Origin of the sequence: Aeromonas sp. JL9 (assembly GCF_024436075.1) — a bacterium.
In the GTDB taxonomy this organism is placed as follows: domain Bacteria; phylum Pseudomonadota; class Gammaproteobacteria; order Enterobacterales; family Aeromonadaceae; genus Aeromonas; species Aeromonas veronii.
Genome location: NZ_JANFNV010000019.1, coordinates 31,206 through 47,814, shown reverse-complemented (window position 1 = coordinate 47,814; position 16,609 = coordinate 31,206). Strand labels below are relative to the sequence as shown.

Annotated in this window: 13 protein-coding genes; 4 read left to right on the top strand and 9 right to left on the bottom strand. The window is 60.9% G+C overall.

Annotation, left to right across the window (positions count from 1 at the left end; genetic code table 11):
• Positions 1-199: 199 nt before the first annotated feature.
• Positions 200-1,786 carry a peptide chain release factor 3 gene (gene prfC / locus NOM06_RS14185; protein WP_005349018.1) on the bottom strand — a complete coding sequence of 529 codons (1,587 nt, stop codon included), beginning with the start codon at positions 1,784-1,786 and terminating at the stop codon, positions 200-202.
• A gap of 432 nt (positions 1,787-2,218) precedes the next feature.
• Between prfC and NOM06_RS14180 the strand changes: the two genes are divergently transcribed.
• Positions 2,219-2,941 (top strand): SDR family NAD(P)-dependent oxidoreductase, encoded by a 723-nt coding sequence (locus NOM06_RS14180; RefSeq protein ID WP_255912027.1) that lies wholly within the window; start codon positions 2,219-2,221, stop codon positions 2,939-2,941.
• 141 nt (positions 2,942-3,082) lie between these two features.
• On the opposite strand, the gene NOM06_RS14175 is transcribed toward NOM06_RS14180, so the two are convergent.
• The 5 genes from NOM06_RS14175 to NOM06_RS14155 all read right to left on the bottom strand — a co-directional run bounded on the left by NOM06_RS14175 (position 3,083) and on the right by NOM06_RS14155 (position 8,187).
• Complete coding sequence (locus tag NOM06_RS14175) at positions 3,083-3,913, bottom strand: GGDEF domain-containing protein (RefSeq protein ID WP_255912026.1); 831 nt, start codon at positions 3,911-3,913, stop codon at positions 3,083-3,085.
• Positions 3,855-4,193, bottom strand: a complete 339-nt coding sequence (locus NOM06_RS14170; RefSeq protein WP_255912024.1) for a hypothetical protein — start codon at positions 4,191-4,193, stop codon at positions 3,855-3,857. Before NOM06_RS14170 ends, NOM06_RS14175 begins: the two co-directional genes overlap by 59 nt.
• A gap of 62 nt (positions 4,194-4,255) precedes the next feature.
• Positions 4,256-4,885: a hypothetical protein gene (locus tag NOM06_RS14165; protein WP_255912022.1), complete on the bottom strand. Its 630-nt coding sequence runs from the start codon at positions 4,883-4,885 to the stop codon at positions 4,256-4,258.
• Positions 4,886-5,109: 224 nt separating this feature from the next.
• On the bottom strand, positions 5,110-6,564 hold the full coding sequence (gene viaA / locus NOM06_RS14160; RefSeq protein ID WP_255912020.1) for an ATPase RavA stimulator ViaA: 1,455 nt from the start codon (positions 6,562-6,564) through the stop codon (positions 5,110-5,112).
• Between the two features lie 9 nt (positions 6,565-6,573).
• Entirely contained in the window at positions 6,574-8,187 is a 1,614-nt protein-coding gene (locus NOM06_RS14155) for an ATPase RavA domain-containing protein (RefSeq protein WP_255912018.1), read from the bottom strand.
• 314 nt (positions 8,188-8,501) lie between these two features.
• Here NOM06_RS14155 and NOM06_RS14150 point away from each other — a divergent pair, with 314 nt between their 5' ends.
• Entirely contained in the window at positions 8,502-8,936 is a 435-nt protein-coding gene (locus NOM06_RS14150; RefSeq protein ID WP_255912016.1) for a DNA polymerase III subunit psi, read from the top strand.
• A gap of 109 nt (positions 8,937-9,045) precedes the next feature.
• Positions 9,046-9,495: a ribosomal protein S18-alanine N-acetyltransferase gene (gene rimI / locus NOM06_RS14145; RefSeq protein WP_255912014.1), complete on the top strand. Its 450-nt coding sequence runs from the start codon at positions 9,046-9,048 to the stop codon at positions 9,493-9,495.
• A 37-nt stretch (positions 9,496-9,532) separates the two neighbouring features.
• Here the strand turns inward: rimI and NOM06_RS14140 are convergent, their stop codons facing one another.
• Entirely contained in the window at positions 9,533-10,036 is a 504-nt protein-coding gene (locus NOM06_RS14140) for a hypothetical protein (RefSeq protein ID WP_370688925.1), read from the bottom strand.
• Between the two features lie 227 nt (positions 10,037-10,263).
• Here NOM06_RS14140 and NOM06_RS14135 point away from each other — a divergent pair, with 227 nt between their 5' ends.
• Positions 10,264-12,054 (top strand): long-chain fatty acid--CoA ligase, encoded by a 1,791-nt coding sequence (locus tag NOM06_RS14135; protein WP_255912012.1) that lies wholly within the window; start codon positions 10,264-10,266, stop codon positions 12,052-12,054.
• Between the two features lie 81 nt (positions 12,055-12,135).
• On the opposite strand, the gene gshA is transcribed toward NOM06_RS14135, so the two are convergent.
• Positions 12,136-13,734 (bottom strand): glutamate--cysteine ligase, encoded by a 1,599-nt coding sequence (gene gshA, locus NOM06_RS14130; protein ID WP_255912010.1) that lies wholly within the window; start codon positions 13,732-13,734, stop codon positions 12,136-12,138.
• Between the two features lie 61 nt (positions 13,735-13,795).
• A complete protein-coding gene (locus NOM06_RS14125; protein WP_255912008.1) occupies positions 13,796-16,609 on the bottom strand; it encodes a pitrilysin family protein in 2,814 nt (937 codons plus the stop codon).

The following is a 16,609-nucleotide window of genomic DNA, read 5'->3' as shown; positions in this document are numbered from 1 at the left end:
CTTCCGCGATCTTTCAGGCAGACCTCTGATGGTTCCCTCTCCCTCCGGGAGAGGGCTAGGGTGAGGGCTGCTTGCGACTGGTATATGCTGAACCATTTCCCCCTGCATCCCTCCTTAAACAGACAAAACGGCACAAAACAAGAGACCCCGCCGAAGCGGGGTCTCTTTGATTATCTGCCAATAAGCAAACCAGCGGTGATCAGTGCTCGCGAGTCTGACGGAACTCCACGTCGGGGTGGCGCTCTTGTGCCAGGCGCAGGTTGACCATGGTCGGTGCGATATAGGTGAGGTTGTCACCGCCATCGAGGGCCAGGTTGACCTCGTTCTTGCGCTTGAACTCTTCGAACTTCTTGACGTCGGTCCCTTCCACCCAGCGGGCGGTGGAAACGTTGACCGCCTCATAGATGGCCTCGACGTTGTACTCGCTCTTCAGGCGCGAAACCACCACGTCAAACTGCAGCACACCGACCGCGCCGACGATGAGATCGTTGCTGATCAGCGGACGGAACACCTGTACCGCGCCCTCTTCGGAGAGCTGGACCAGTCCCTTGAGCAGCTGCTTCTGCTTGAGCGGGTCGCGCAGGCGGATGCGGCGGAACAGTTCCGGCGCAAAGTTCGGGATACCGGTGAACTTGAGATCTTCACCCTGGGTGAAGGTGTCGCCGATCTGGATGGTACCGTGGTTGTGCAGACCGATGATGTCACCAGCGAAGGCGTCTTCCGCCTGCTCACGGTCACCGGCCATAAAGGTCACGGCGTCGGAGATGTTCACATCCTTGCCGATACGCACATGGCGCATCTTCATGCCCTTGCTGTAGGTGCCTGACACGATACGCATAAAAGCGATACGGTCACGGTGCTTCGGATCCATGTTTGCCTGGATCTTGAACACGAAGCCGGAGAACTTCTCCTCGGTCGCCACCACTTCGCGGCTCTCGGCCTTGCGCGGCATGGGAGACGGCGCCCAGTCAGTCAGGCCATCCAGCATGTGGTCAACACCGAAGTTACCGAGCGCGGTACCGAAGAAGACCGGGGTCATCTCGCCAGCGATAAAGGCATCGTGATCGAACTCGGGAGAGGCGCCCTGCACCAGCTCCAGCTCGTCACGCAGTTGCCGGGCCAGATCTTCACCGACGGCGGCATCCAGATCCGGGTTGTTCAGCCCCTTGACCACCCGCTTCTCCTGGATGGTGTGGCCCTGACCGCTCTGATAGAGATAGGTCTCATCCTTGTAGAGGTGATAGACACCCTTGAAGGATTTGCCACAGCCGATCGGCCAGGTGATGGGGGCGCACATGATCTTCAGCTCGCGCTCCACCTCGTCCATCACTTCCATCGGATCGCGCACTTCGCGGTCCAGCTTGTTCATGAAGGTGAGGATGGGGGTATCACGCAGACGGGTCACTTCCATCAGCTTGCGGGTCCGGTCTTCAACACCCTTGGCGGCGTCGATGACCATCAGGCAGCAGTCGACCGCGGTCAGGGTACGGTAGGTATCTTCAGAGAAGTCCTCGTGACCCGGGGTGTCGAGCAGGTTGACCAGACAATCGGCATAGGGGAACTGCATCACCGAGGTGGTGATGGAGATACCACGCTGCTTCTCCATCTCCATCCAGTCGGATTTGGCGTGCTGGCCCGAGCCACGGCCCTTGACGGTACCGGCGCGCTGAATGGCCTGTCCGAACAGCAGGACTTTCTCGGTGATGGTGGTTTTACCCGCATCCGGGTGCGAAATGATCGCAAAAGTGCGTCTCTTGGAGACTTCACTCAGAAATTCAGCTGACATAATTCAACGTTCTTCTATTGAGCGGTGGCATCAACCACCGTGGGAATAAATCCGGAATGCCGCTCACGGCACATGTATACGCAACGAAAGCCACGCCAGCTGGCGTTTTGCCAACCTGGTGGAGAGAGGGAGGAGGGTTGCGTTACATGGGTCTTCTCGCCTGAGTCAAAGCAAAATTGCGCGACATTATACCCGCGCGAGTGAAAAATACCCAGCCTGACAAGAGATGATAATTTGGCCGCTCAGCCGTTCCACAGGTTCCAACTGAACAGAAAATCAAACACTCCGAATCGGATGGCAGCATCCGGACCACGTGGACTTGGCCTCCTCCCCATGCCAGCAACAACCACTCTTGATAAATTTTCATACTTGGACTTTCCCTATCCAGCTACAAATATGTAAATCGTATCTACATAATGGAGAGGTCATTACATGAAACATTCCACCCTGCACAATCAACAGATCGTCATTATCGGTGGTACCTCGGGTCTTGGCCTGGCCACCGCCCAACAAGCGATCGAGCAAGGCGCCAAGGTCATTATCTGCGGTTCCAGCCGTGAGCAGCTTGCCACAGCACTGGCTGAATTGGGCCCAAATGCCAGTGGCCATCAACTGGATATTCTCGACGTCGACTCCGTCAATCACTTTTTCAGCCAGCTGGATTCGCTGGATCATCTCGTCATTACCGCCGCCGTCATGCGACCAGGCAGCTTTCTCACCGCTGCCATCGAAGACTTGAAAATCAACATGGACAGCCGCTTCTGGGGAAGTGTTCATGCGATCCGCGCCGCAGCACCCAAACTGTCCGAACGCGGCTCCGTCGTGCTCACCTCCGGGATGGTGACGCGCCGTCCACAACCAGGTAAGGCACTCCCTGCCGTTGCAGCTGGCGCGGTTGAAACGCTGGCTCACAGTCTGGTTACCGAGCTGACCCCCCGTCGGATCAACGTCATCAACCCGGGCCCCATGCGCACTCCCATGCTGCTTAAAGCGCTGGGCAATGACCCACAAAAAGTGGCTGCCGTGGCGCAAAGCCTGCCGTTGAAACGCTTGGGTGAGGGAGAGGATTATGCGCAGGCCGCACTGTTCCTGATGAGCAATAACAACATGAATGGTGAGGTGCTTCACCTCAATGGCGGCAGCGCCTGGGCATAACGCCCTTCTGACGCTCTTCTGCGCTCGCGCTTGCCAATCTGTCATCGCAGGCAAGAACGAGCGCAGGGGACGAGCATCATCGCCGTATCAGCGTGCTCCCCAATAGCGATGACACCGTGGTGAGTGACAATACCCAGCCCGTCACTCGTCTGTCTCCACCCGGTTGCGCCCCGCCTCTTTCGCACGATACAAAGCATTGTCGGCACGCTGGATAAAGGCCGCCAGATCCTGATCATCGTCTCGCAAAGAGGCACATCCGATGCTGATGGTTACCGGGTATGACATACCGGGCAACGCCCGGTTGGCCACCGTGTAACGGATCCGCTCAGCCACCCGGCACGCCTCTTCAAGGCTGGTATCCGGCAGCAGGATCAAGAACTCCTCTCCGCCGGTACGCCCCAACTGACCCTGATGCCGCAGCTGACGATCTGCCGCCCGAGAGACCCATTGCAGCACCCTGTCTCCTTGATGATGTCCCAGGGTATCGTTGATCCGCTTGAAGTGATCGATATCGAACACCAGCAGACAAAATGGCGTGCCCTGCCTGCGAGCCTGCGCCAACATATCACTGCCCTGCCGCAGCACCCGACGGCGGTTGTTGATGCCGGTCAGCTCATCGGTAAAGGCCAGACGACGCATCCGACGGTTGCGATCCTGCAGCCACCCCATCGTCAGCAGCGCCAGTACCCCGCAGAGCACCATCACCACCAGCAGCCAGAACCGACGCTCCTTGACCTGCTCCAGCTCCTGCTGCTGCAGTCGCTGCTCGACTCGCAGTCGCTCGTTCTCCCCCTCCTGACGGGCCAGCTCGAACTCGCCGCGAACCCAGGCCGTGCTCTGTTCCCGTAACAGCTGATCGAGCCGCTGCTCCTGCACCAGATGCTCCCACAATGCGGCCAGTGCTGCCGGATAGTCACCTTGCAACTCGAGCGCCCGACTGCGCACCCAGTAGAGCTCGAGCAAAAAGCGCACGCAAGGCTGGCGCCGGTTCCTGCTGTTCGACTCTCAACCTCGCCCGCACCAGCTCGAGATGCGCGTGGAGGATGGGGTCAACGTCGGGAGAGAGCACCTCCGCCGCTTGTGTCAGCAAGCGTCCGGCATCAGCGGGGCGATCCAGCCCGAGCAGAGCCTCGGCCTGCATCACCATGCGTTCGGCATGCTCAATCAGATATTGAGGCTGATTATAAAAGGCCGCGCTGCGTTCAAGCTCGCCCAGCGCATCCTGATAACGCCCGGTCTGCAGATAGACCATAGCCAATTGATCACTTAGCCTTGCTGAACCAAACCCGTCGTGACTTCTGGCAAAATGCTCGCTCAACCGGTTGAGGGTGCGAGCGCTTCGGAATAGAGGCCCATACGACGAAATGTGGCTGCAATCTCGCGCTGCGCCTGGTGATACCAGGTGGGCAACCCCAACTGTTCGTAGATATTGTGTGCCTTGGTGAGATCCATCAGCCCCTGGCCTGAGACCCCCTGAAAAGACAGCATGGCCCCCCGGCGGGCCAGCGCCAGCGCCTCCAGCTTCGGCAAGGCGGCCTCTCTTGCCAGCCGCAGCCCCTCATCGTAATTTTGACGAGCCTTCGCTACCTCGCCGAGCAGCTGATTGAACCAGCCGCGGCAAATCGTCAGCTCCGCCACGGCGGCGTCATCACCCTGCTCGCGCGCAATGGCCAGCATCCGCTCCGCATTGGCGATGGCGGTACGGGACTCCTGCATGTCATCGGCCGATTGGGCCCAGCAAGCCAGACGACTGATACGCATCTGCTGCGACGGCGGATAGGCGTTGCCGTCCCGCTGCAAACGGGCAACGCGCTCCCGCAGCAACTCGATCGGCTGGTAGACCCGCTCCATCCCTCCCAGTTCATTTTCCAACTGCTCGGGGGACAAGGGTTTGGCTGCCAGCCCGAACACCGCCAGCAACAGCAGCAAGGCAAGTCGGCTCATACACACTCCGGATCAATGGGAAAGATCATCGGGCAAGCCGATGCCGGAAAATCACCATCTTTCCCCTGTAACAATGGTTGTAAAAGCTATCACCCGGACAGAGGCCCGAATGGCAGGCTAGTCACATTTTACTGCGATATCATCGCGTTGGAATAAAAGCGGGGACACACAGCGAAAAAGAGGAGGCGGGATAACAACCAAGAGGGGTTGCCCCCTCCCAGTCACTAGTGATGCTGAAAGCGCCGCAGCAGCCGGCCGCGCAGGCCGCAATCGAGCAGCCAGCTGTTGTCAAAGACCCGCAACAGCGCCTGCTTGGCGTGGCGGGACATGGCGACGGCGTGAAAACGGGTCTGACGCTGGCGATAGCGGTTCATCTGATCGAGCAGGGGATGGGGCAGGCTCTGGGCGATAAAGTCGGAGATGACCAGCACATCCGCCTTGGCAAAGGCAGGATCATCGAGCTTGGCCAGCGCCTTCTCCAGACAAGGCACCAGATCGGTACCGCCGTGAAAACTCATGGAGAGGAAGCGCTCCGCCTTGTCCAGCCCGGTATCTGCGGTGATCTCGAGGGTCGCCACCTCGGTGGAGAAGAGCATCAGGTAGCAGCCGCGCTTCTCATCCATCGCCACCTTGAGCAGCGCCAGAAAGAGTGCCTTGGCACACTCCTCGGGATAGCCGCCCATGGAGCCGGAGGTATCGACGCAGACGATAAAGGGGCCTCGCTGCTGCAACTGCCGCCCTCCCAGCTCCGGAGTGCGCAGCATGATGCGCTGGCGCGGCAAGGTGCCTCGCGACTGGTAGCTGAGCAGACGCCGCTCCAGATAGCGGCGATAGAACTCCAGCTCCAGCTCCGGTAGCCCCAGCATCACCGCCTCGCTTGGCAGCAGCCGCATCAGATCGCTCGCCTGATGGATGCCCACCAAATCGTCCGGCACATCGTCGCTGGGTGCTGGCTCCAGCTCCAGCACCTGAACCGGCGGCACAGGTTGCTCCTGCGCCCGGCGATCCCGCTCGCTGCGCCCGAGCAGACCGGCAATCTCCGCCAGCAAAGGCTCACGCTGCAACATGCGGGCGTATTGCTTGACCAGCACCAGACTGCGCTTGTGCCAGTGCCCCTGAGCCAGATCCCACAGGCCACCAGCCGAGATTTTGTTGGGATCGAGGGCATCGGCCAGGGTGCGGCTCGCCAGCAGCTGATCTTCAATCTCCTGACGCTGCTTCTCCCGCTCCGCCTCGGCGATCTGCTGCTGCAGTTGCAACAGGCTCCCCACCAGACTGGCGCGCCACTTGTCGATAAAGAGCTGGCGCAGCCCCTCGGTGGGGTGAGCCATAAACTGGCGCACCAAGGATCTGGCCTCACCGGCGAAGGGGCTGTACTGCTCCAGCGACTCCAGCAGGCCGGGCAGGCGACCAATCAGCTCGGTCATCGGCAGTTGCCGATGCGCCTGATAGAGCAGGTACTCCTGCTCCAGCGCCACCGGCACCGGCTTGTGACGGATCTCCTCGCCAAGCTGCTCACCCCAGCTATGCAGGCGCTTTTTCAGCAGCTTGCCCTGTAGCGGGGAGCGTTTAATAAATTCGGAAATCTTGGGCGAGGCCGCCAGCAGGAGCGCCACCTCACCCGCAAGCTCCCCTTCGCCAATCAGGAGCCCCAGATCTAGCATGCCGATCTCAAGCATGAGCGCTCCTTACTCGTCCAGCTTTGGCAACCGCTCGCGCCACTGGGTCAGCTCGCTACGCAGCAGTTCGAGATCCCGGTTCAGCACGAAGAAGCTGTCCTCCACCTGCTGCAACCAGCGTGAGTCGATAAAGAGGTGTTGTTGGTGACGCTCGAACAGGCTGCGCTGCTGCTTGAGCATCTGCATCACCTTGCCGACCTGAACCAGCTGCTCGTCGAGCGACTGCAACCAGGGCGCCAGCACCACCTCGGGGATGGCGTTGCGCTCCATTAGCACCAACGGGATCTGCTGGCGCTGGATATCGAGCACCTGCAGCCGTAGCTCATCGTCCAGCACCAGCTCGTAATGCCCCTCTTTCGGGTTGCCGAACTCATAACCCACCAGCGCCTCACCGGTGGGATGCCAATGGGAGAGCAAGGTGCGATCGAACACCAGGGTGCGGGTGAGACGCTCGGGATCGCTGCCATCCAGCGGCGCCGGGGTGAGCAGATGGAAGTGCACCTGCTTGCCAAAGGGTCTGGCATTGGCAAGCGGGATCTCGATGCCCCGAGCCCGCCGGCCAAACCACTGCTTGCGTTGGCGGGCCTTTGTGCAAAGGCGCTGGGCCACGCTCTGTTTGAGCTGTTTGAACTGATCCCGAAGGGCGAGTAGCTGACGGGTCATCGCCAGTTGCTGATAGCCGTAGAGACGGGAGAATTCGGTCATCATCTCCAGCAGGGCGGTGCGGGACTCCTCGTCATGCCAGAGACAATCCTTGAACAGCAGCAGATCTACCGGTGCGACCTCATCGCGGCCATTGAAGAAGGCGCTCGCCTTGATGAGCCGAACCGCCTTCTTCCAGCGGCGATCCGACACATAGCAGCGATGGGCCAGCTGGCTGTCGAGCTGCTGGCGCAGCTGATAGATAAGCTCGAAACAGGCATCCGGCAAGCGCACCTGTTCAATCTGGCTCTGCCACTGCTCGTACTCATCCCCCCGGATCTGCAGGGATTCCGGCAAGTTCTGGTGGGCGTGGCCATCGCTGGCCAGCATGGATTGAAAGTTGGCTTTCTCCTGCACCCGGTCCATCCAGATCCGCACCAGCATCCGGTCGTAGAGCGCTTCCAGCCCGCTGTCCGGCGCTGGCAGCTCGTTGGAGGCAGTCACCAGCAAGCGCATCGGGATGGGGTGCTGGCTGTCGCCGTTGCGAAACTGTCGTTCGTTGATGGCGGTGAGCAGGGTATTGAGGATGGCAGGGCCCGCCTTCCAGATCTCGTCGAGGAACACAACCTCGGCCTCCGGCAGATAGCCCGTGGTGAGGCGCAGATATTTGCCATCCTCTTTCAGCGCCTGAATGGAGAGGGGGCCGAACACCTCCTCCGGCGTACTGAAACGGGTCATCAGGTATTCAAAGTGGCGGGCGTCGTGAAAGGCCAGCTTGAGGCGGCGGGCGATCAGGCTCTTGGCAATACCGGGTGGCCCCAGCAAGAAGACACTCTCACCACTGAGGGCAGCCAGCAGACCGAGGCGCAAGGCATCCTGCCGTTCGTAGAGCCCCTCCCCGAGGGCGGCCAGCAGCCGGGGCAATCGCTCCTGGATGGGAATAAGACGCGCAGGATTCTGGGCTTGAGCTAAAGACGACATAGAGAGTGTTCCGAAGCTGGGATGATGTTAGCCCCAAGGCGCGATATCCATTTGCTCGACCTTGGGTTTTGTCTTGTTATGATGTTTATTCTGGTATCTCTTGCCGCACAATACCCGCCTCTGGCAGGAAAAAACGCAAGGGCAGTGCGATACCGTATCGGCAACGTGCAGCGCCCATGCATAGCCAGTGTCGTGATGAGCACCATGCCCGCATGCGCCAGATGATGCGTTGCAAAGGGTGCAGCAAAAGCGGTTCGAGTGTACCCTGCGCAACACAATTTTCCCCAATGCAGATCAAGAGTGAGTCGCCTCAAATGCAAGATCCCGTTCGTCAGAGCATGTTGGCCCGCATGGGCATTCAAAGCTGGCAACTGCGTCGTCCGGCATTGCTGGGCGCAGCACCCGCTCCCGAGCTTGAGCAAAACGCCACACAGCCGGGCCAGACGGCACTGGCCACCCGCGCTCCGCTGCCCAGCGGCAAACTCTGGTTGCTGGCGCCTCAGCTGCCTGCCACCACGCTGCTGGCGGATATCTGCCAGTTGCTCGGCATGACCCCCGACGAGGTCTCACTGCTCAGCGAGCTGCCGCCTGCCGATCTGCAAACGGCGGGCGCCTCCCCCCTGCTCTGGCTGACGGAGGCCAACCCCGCGCGGCCAAATGCGCTGATCTGCCCGCTCGCCCCCAGCGCCGCGCAAAAGCGCGCCCTGTGGCAACAGCTGCGCCAGCACCTTGCGGCCAGCGCGGCGTGATCCTGCATCATGCCGCCAAGTCCCACTGTGATGCCGCTCTTTTTACCTGATTTTACAAATGCCGCCTCTGCCAACCCCAGTGCCCAACATCTTGCCATCCGGAGCCCCCATGCCTGAGTTTCGTCCCCTGCTCGAGAGCGATCTCGACCTTGTCTACCCCATCGAGCAAGCCGCTCACAAGGAGCCGTGGAGTGAGGCCAACCTGCTCTCCTGCTTCGGTCCTCGCTATCTCAACGGCTTGATGCTGGTCGATGGTCGCCCGGCGGGCTTCTATATCTCGGATCTGGTGGCCGGTGACAGCTCGCTGATGAATATCTGTGTTCATCCGGCGTTTCAGGGCAAGGGGTTGGGACGGGCGCTGTTGCAGGCCTATCTGGCGCGCAGCAAGCAAGCCGGGGCTGAGGCCTGGTTTCTCGAGGTGCGGGCCGGTAACCAGACCGCCATCAACCTCTACGAGAGCGCAGGTTTTGCCGAGTATTGCCGCCGCGCCGACTACTACGGCACCGGCAACGACAGGGAAGATGCGGTGCTGATGTCGCGACTGTTCGATTTCGGCTGATCCAGCCTGTTCGTTGCGCCCATGCCTTTTGTCCCCCTCAATCGAGGGGGGCATTGTCCAGTGCGGGATCCTGCAAGGCCAGGGTGGTATGCACCACCGCCTCGAATCCGGCCCCGGAGAGCGGCATATAGAAGCCCCGCTGCCAGGTTTTTCCCGGCATCCAGATCTGGTCGATATCCACCACTATCTTGATGGGCCTGAGGGGCTGGCCCGGCTGCTGGATATAGATGCCGGGCGGCGTGGCAACCTTGGGAAAGCGGCGCAGGATCTGCTCGCTGCCATCCCCCTTGCCCGGGTTGAGCCGCACTTTCACCAACCGGGCCAGCGGACCAGCCATCTCCTTGCTCTGCCAGAATTTCTTCTCCAGATCGCCGCAGCGGCGGCACTTGGGGGTCTCCAGCACATAGAGCAGCGGATAGCCCAACGCCAGCGCCTGTTGCTGCGCCTGCTGATATCCTTCAGCCCCCTGATACCAGGGATTGGCGGGCCCCTGTGATGAGGTTCCGGCAAAGAACCAAAACGCAGCGCCCCCCAACACCATCAGCCCGACCGCGGCCAACGCCCCTTTCACCCACAGATTCATATCGTTAACCCTCTCTCTGCCTCCTAGCAGTATCGGCCAGTCTGCGCAAAGGGAGAGCTATTTGCGCTCTTTGTGATCCAAGACAAACGGCGAACACTTGTAAGCCGTAATGTTGGAGTTTAAACTCTAGCCCGATTTTTAGTGCCCTCGCGGGCGTACAACTGTAATTAAAGGATGTTTAACTGATGCCGAAGCTTCATCTGGTTCGACTGATGCGTGAACGTATTGCCCAGCTTGGCAACAAGGCTGCCCTGCGGGTTCAGCAAGATGGCCAGTGGCGCGCCATCGGCTGGCGTACTCTGGGCCAGGCAATGGACTACTGCGCACAGGCGCTGATCCGTGCCGGCCACCAGCCAACCGAAATGGTCGGCATCTATGCCCGCAACATGCCGGAGTGGACCCAGGCCGATCTCGGCATCCTTGCCGCCCGCGGTGTCAGCGTCCCTATCTACCCCACCAGCACCCTCGATCAGCTGCGCTACATCGTCAAAGATGCCGGCATCAAGGTACTGTTCGTTGGCGAACAACCCCAGTTCGATCAGGCGCTGCAACTGATTGAAAGCGGCGAGATCCGCCAGCTCATCGCCCTCGATGGCAACGTCAATCTGCGCGGCTGCGAGCAGGCGAGCCACTTCCAGACATTTCTGGTCTCCGGCAACCATCAGCCCAGTGAGCAGGAACTGCGAGTACGGGAAACCCAGTACCGGATGGATGATCTGCTGACCCTAATCTACACCTCCGGCACCACAGGCGAGCCCAAGGGGGTGATGCTCGACTTCAGCAACATCGCCGCCTGTTTCGAGATGCACAACAGCCGCCTCGACCTCAATCAGCAGGATGTGTCGCTCTGCATGCTGCCGCTCAGCCACGTGTTCGAGCGGGCATGGAGCTATTACGTGCTCTACTGCGGCGCCGAGAACGTCTACATCCGCGATCCGCAGAAGGTGATGGATGTGATTGGCGAGGTGCAGCCGACCGTGATGTGCGCCGTGCCGCGCCTCTACGAGAAGGCCTACGCCATGATCCAGGCCAAAGTCGCTCAGGCTCCGGCTCTGCGCCGCGCCCTGTTTGGCTGGGCGACCAAGGTCGGAAAACAGATGGTTGCCACCCGTCAGGCGGGCAAGTCCGCTTCCCCGCTGCTCTACGGCCAGCTCTGGCTCGCCGAGCGACTGGTGTTTCGCAAGCTGCGCGCCCGTTTTGGCGGTCGTACCCGCTTCCTGCCGGTAGCGGGCGCCCGCCTGGCCGACGATGTGAACCTCTTCTTCCAGGCGATGGGGCTCAACCTCAAGTACGGCTACGGCATGACCGAGACCACCGCCACCGTCTGCTGCTACGAAGACAGCCAGTTCAAGCTGGGCTCCATCGGCACGGCGCTGAACGGCATCGAGGTGAAGCTGGGGGAGAACAACGAACTGCTGGTGCGCTCCCCCACCGTAATGCGCGGCTACTACAACAAGCCGGACGCGACCGCCGAAGTGATGACCGAGGATGGCTTCCTGCGTACCGGCGATGCCGGTGAGCTCGACAGCCAGGGCAATATCTACTTCACCGAGCGCCTCAAGGAGCTGATGAAGACCTCCAACGGCAAGTACGTGGCCCCGCAGCTGGTGGAAGGGACCATCGGCAAGGATCGCTTTATCGAGCAGATCGCCATCGTCGCCGATGCTCGCCACTTCGTCTCGGCACTGATCGTGCCCTGCTTCGAGTCGCTGGAGGAGTACGCCCGCTCCATCAACCTGCAGTACCAGTGCAAGACCGAGCTGCTGCGCCACTCCCGGGTAATGGAGTTCTTCGAGGCCCGCATCGCCGACTTGCAAAAAGAGCTGGCCAAGTTCGAGCAGGTGAAGAAGTTCACCCTGCTGCCGAGCGCCTTCTCCATGGAACTGGGTGAGCTGACCCCCACCATGAAGCTGCGCCGCAAGATCATCGAGGCCAAGTACCAGAGTGAAATCGAGGCCATGTACAACCACGTCTGATATCGCTCAGGTTCAGAGAAATCAAAAAGCCGCTCACTCGAGCGGCTTTTTGTTGGCACTTTGGTTGGTACGAAGCCGCCTTCAGGCCGTAGTGGTACTGGTTCCGAAGTAGTCAGCCAGGAAGTCATCGAACGACAGACTGTCGCTGCGCTCGCGTTCACGCTGCTTGGCCAGCGAATCCTTCGCCTCACCGGCAAAGTAGGCCTCATCCCAGTACTGCAGCTCCCCTGCCAGCAGCTTCTCGCGATAGCGGGTCGCCAGCTTGTCGCCATAGCAGCCGTTGTCCTTGCCGCTCTCCAGCAGCTCCTTGAGCATGCGGGCGGAGTAGGTGAGCTCGGGGTTGAGCAGCTTCTCGCGATGCATCGCCAGCGTCTCGCGATAGCGGTTGCGGCCACAGCAGCGATCCAGCAGATCGGCAACCTGAGCCAGCTCGTCAAACAGTTTGAGGCCGTACTCTTTGAGGCCAATGGCATTGCCCTGCTCATCTTCAAGCATCAGGCCGGGACGGCGCCCTTCCAGCACCACCTTGTTCTGGTTGCGGCGGTTACGGGCAATCTCCTCGTCACTCAGCACCGGAGAGGGGCGCAGCAGGCACCAGACCAGGAACAGATCGAAGAAGCGGATCTGGTCTGCGTCGATGCCGAGCGGGGTGAAGGGATTGACGTCCACGGTGCGCAGCTCGATGTATTCGATGCCGCGCTGATCCAGCGCATCCGAGGGCTTCTCGCCGCTGCGTGGGGTGCGCTTGGGGCGGATCGGGGCGTAGAGCTCGTTCTCCAGCTGCAACACGTTGTCGTTAAGCTGACGATACTCCCCATCCACCTTGACCCCGATCTTGGCAAAGTCGGGATTGTGGGTGTTGATGGCGCGGCGCAGGCTGCTGACATAGGCCGGCAGATTGTCGTGGCTGATCTTGAGCCCAGCCTGGGCGCTGTTGGTATAGCCGAGATCGGAGAGACGCAGCGCGGTGGCGTAAGGCAGATAGAGGGTGCCCTTGCCGGTCTTCTCGAACGGCAGGTTGCTCTTGCGCCCTTTGAGGAAGGATTCGCAGATAGCCGGGGAGGCGCCGAACAGATAGGGCACCAGCCAGCCGAAGCGGTAGACGTTGCGAATAAGCCCCATGTACTTGTCGGAGATAAAGCGCTGGCTGCAGCACCCTTCGCACACCAGATCCTGCCACTCGCTCCAGAAGCTGTCGGGCATGGAGAAGTTGAAGTGCACACCGGCGATCACCTGCATCAGGCTGCCGTAGCGGTTCTTCAAACCCTGACGGTAGAGGGTCTTCATCTTGCCGATGTTGGAGCTGCCGTACTGGGCCAGCCGGATGCTCTCTTCCCCGCCGACGAAGCAGGGCATGGAGAGCGGCCAAATCCGCTCGTCACCCAGATGCTGAATCACATGGTGATGGATGTCGCCGAGCTGCTCCATCAGGCTGTCGATGGAGTCGGTGGCCGGGGTGATGAACTCCAGCAGGCTCTCCGAGTAGTCGGTGGTGATATTGGGATGGGTCAGGGCCGAGCCCAGCGCCCGGGGATGGTCACTCTGGGCGAGTCGGCCATCCGGCGTGATGCGCAGGCATTCACGTTCGATCCCGCGCCGGATCCCCTTGAGCGCGGTGAGGCGCTCCGGTGATCCCAACGCATTCAGCAACTCGGTGAGCGACAAGCTTGTTGTAGTCATATTCACGGCTCATGTGAGGCCGCCCCATCCGGGGCGGCTCTTGATTTTTATAAAGCGTCAGTTACGGCAACTGCAGCGGATAGATGGGAAGATGAAGCTCCTTCAGGGGTTTTTCAAGCTTTTGCTTGTCTCCCACCACCACGATCACCATGTCGGCCGGATTGAGCCAACGGGCGGCACTGGCCTTCAGCGCCTCGGGCGACACCGTTTTGATCAGGTTGTTCTGGGCCTGCACATAGTCCGGTTTCAGGTCATACATCACCATCTGCAGCAGGAAGCCCGCCTTCTGGCCCAAGGTCTCGTAAGAGAGGGCATCCTGCTGGGAGACCGCGCTGCGCATATAGGCCAGCTCGACCGGGGTCGGGCCGCTCTTACGGTAGTTGTCCATCTCCTTGAGGAACTGGCGGATGGCATCCACGGTCGCATCGGCCCGCACATTGGCGCCGGTGGCAAAGGTGCCCACCTCGCGGTTGGCGGAGAAACCCGAGCTGGCGCCGTAGGTGTAGCCCTTGTCTTCGCGCAGGTTGAGGTTGATGCGGCTGTTGAAGTTGCCACCCAGGTTGAAGTTCATCAGCCCGGCGGTGAAGTAATCCCCCGTGGTATCGAACGGCATGGCGCGACGACCGATGCGGATCACCGACTGGGGCGCCCCCGGCTTGTCCACCAGATAGATGCCCGGCTTGGCCTGCTCACCCTTGAGCTTGAGATCCCCCAGGGTCGGCGTGGCCCCCTTCCACTCGGTCAGGAAGCCAAGCTGCTCCTCGATCTGCTTCTGGCCCACATCACCGACCACCACCACTTTGGCGTTGGTGGGGTTGTAGTAGGCCTGATAGAAGTGCTTCACGTCCGCCAAGGTCAGTTTGGCCACATCGGCCGCAACCCCGTCGGTAGGTTGACCGAGGCGGTTCTGCTTGCCGTAGACCAGCTCGCGGAACGCCTGCCCGGCCAGCCACTCGGGTTGCTGCTGGGCCTGTTGCATCCCTTGCAGCAGTTGCGCCTTGACCCGTTCGAAGTCCGCCTCCCGCATGCCCGGACGCTCCAGCACCTCGCGCACCAGCGCCAGGGTCTGGGGCAGCTTGTCCGCCAGCGAGCTGACGGTGATCAGGTTGTTGTACTGGGCGCTGGAGACATCAATGCTTGAGCCCAGCTTTTGCAGCTCGTCGCTCAGCTGAGCCTCGGTCAGGCGCACCGTGCCTTGCCCCATCATGGCGGCGGTCAGATTGGCCAGCCCCAGTTGCCCCTTATCTTCGGCACGAATGCCACCCGGCAGGGCGATCATGATGGAGACGGCCGGGATCTCGTCACTCTTGGTGCCGATGATCTCGATGTTCTTGTCGAGCTTGCCGTGCCAGATGGCGGGCACCTTGACGCTCACCGCCTCGCTCGCCTTGGGCTGCACGCTGCGATCGAAATTGTCTTTTACCGGTCGTTCGGCCAGCGCTTCGTCATGCTTGCTGTAATCCGGCAGTTCGCGCTTGGCGGGGGTAAAGTTCGGGGTGGCAACCTGCCACTCGGTCTTGCCCTTGGGCACCACGCTCAGCACCACCGCAGGCTTGCCGGCGATGAACTTGTCGTAGGCGGCCTTCACCTGCTCCGGTGTCACCTTGCCGATGGCATCCAGCGTCTTGAACACATAGTTGGGATCCTGGGCAAACACCTGACCCATAGCGAGCTGGCTCACCTTGCCGGAGACGCTGTCCAGACCCCAGATGGCGGAGGCACGGTACTTGGCGATCGCCTTCTCCAGATCTTCCGGCTTGAGGCCGCGCTGGGCGAACTCGCCGATCACCTTGTCCACCTCCCCCTTGAGGGTCTTGAGGCTGCCATCCTGCGACGGATTGGGATAGGCGTAGACGGTCAGGGTACAGGCCAGCTCTTCGCAATAGTGGGACGCCCCCACATCGATCGCCTTGCCGGTTTTCACCAGCGACTGGTAGAGCATGGAGCTGGCGGAACCGCCGAGTACGTCGGCAAACATGTCGAGTGCCGGCTCCTGCGGATCGCCAAGGGAGACAGTGGGGTAGCTGATATAGAGCAGCGGCAGGTGTACCTTGTCCTGCAGCGTCACGTAGCGGGTCTCGGGCAGGGTCACCGGCTTTGGCGCCGGCTCGGCCACGTCCGGGCCGCGCGGGATGGAGCCGAAGTACTTCTCGATCCATTCGAGGGCCTGCTTGCTGTCAAAGTCGCCGCCCAGCGTCAGGGTGGCGTTGTTGGGGCCATACCAGCGCAGGAAGAACTGCTTGAGGTCGTTCACATCGACCCGGTCGAGATCTTCCACGTAACCGATAGGCTGCCAGGAGTAGGGGTGTGCACGCGGATAGAGCGCCTCCCCCACCTTCTCGCTCACCAGCCCGTACGGCTGGTTATCGACCCGCTGGGCCCGCTCGTTCTTGACGGTGGCGCGCTGGATCTCGAACTTCTTCTGGCTCACCGCATCGAGCAGGAAGCCCATCCGATCCGCCTCCAGCCAGAGCACTTTTTCCAGCTGGTTGGCAGGCACAGTCTCGTAGTAGTTGGTGCGATCCTTGTTGGTGGTGCCGTTCATGTCACCACCGGCCTCGTTGATGATCCGCATATGCTCCTGATCACCGACGTGTTTCGAGCCCTGGAACATCATGTGCTCGAAGAAGTGGGCAAAACCGGACTTGCCGACCGTCTCGCGGGATGAGCCGACGTGATAGGTCACATCGAGGTGTACCAGCGGATCGGAGCGGTCGGGGGCCAGGATCACGATCAGGCCGTTGTCCAGCTTGTACATCTGGTAGGGGATGGCGAGCTTGCCCTCCTCCTTGCCCTGTTCGGCGATCAGGGTCGGTGCCGCCAGCACCGGCAGGGTGAAGCCCAGCAGAATCGTTAAAGGTATGACTTTGTTCAC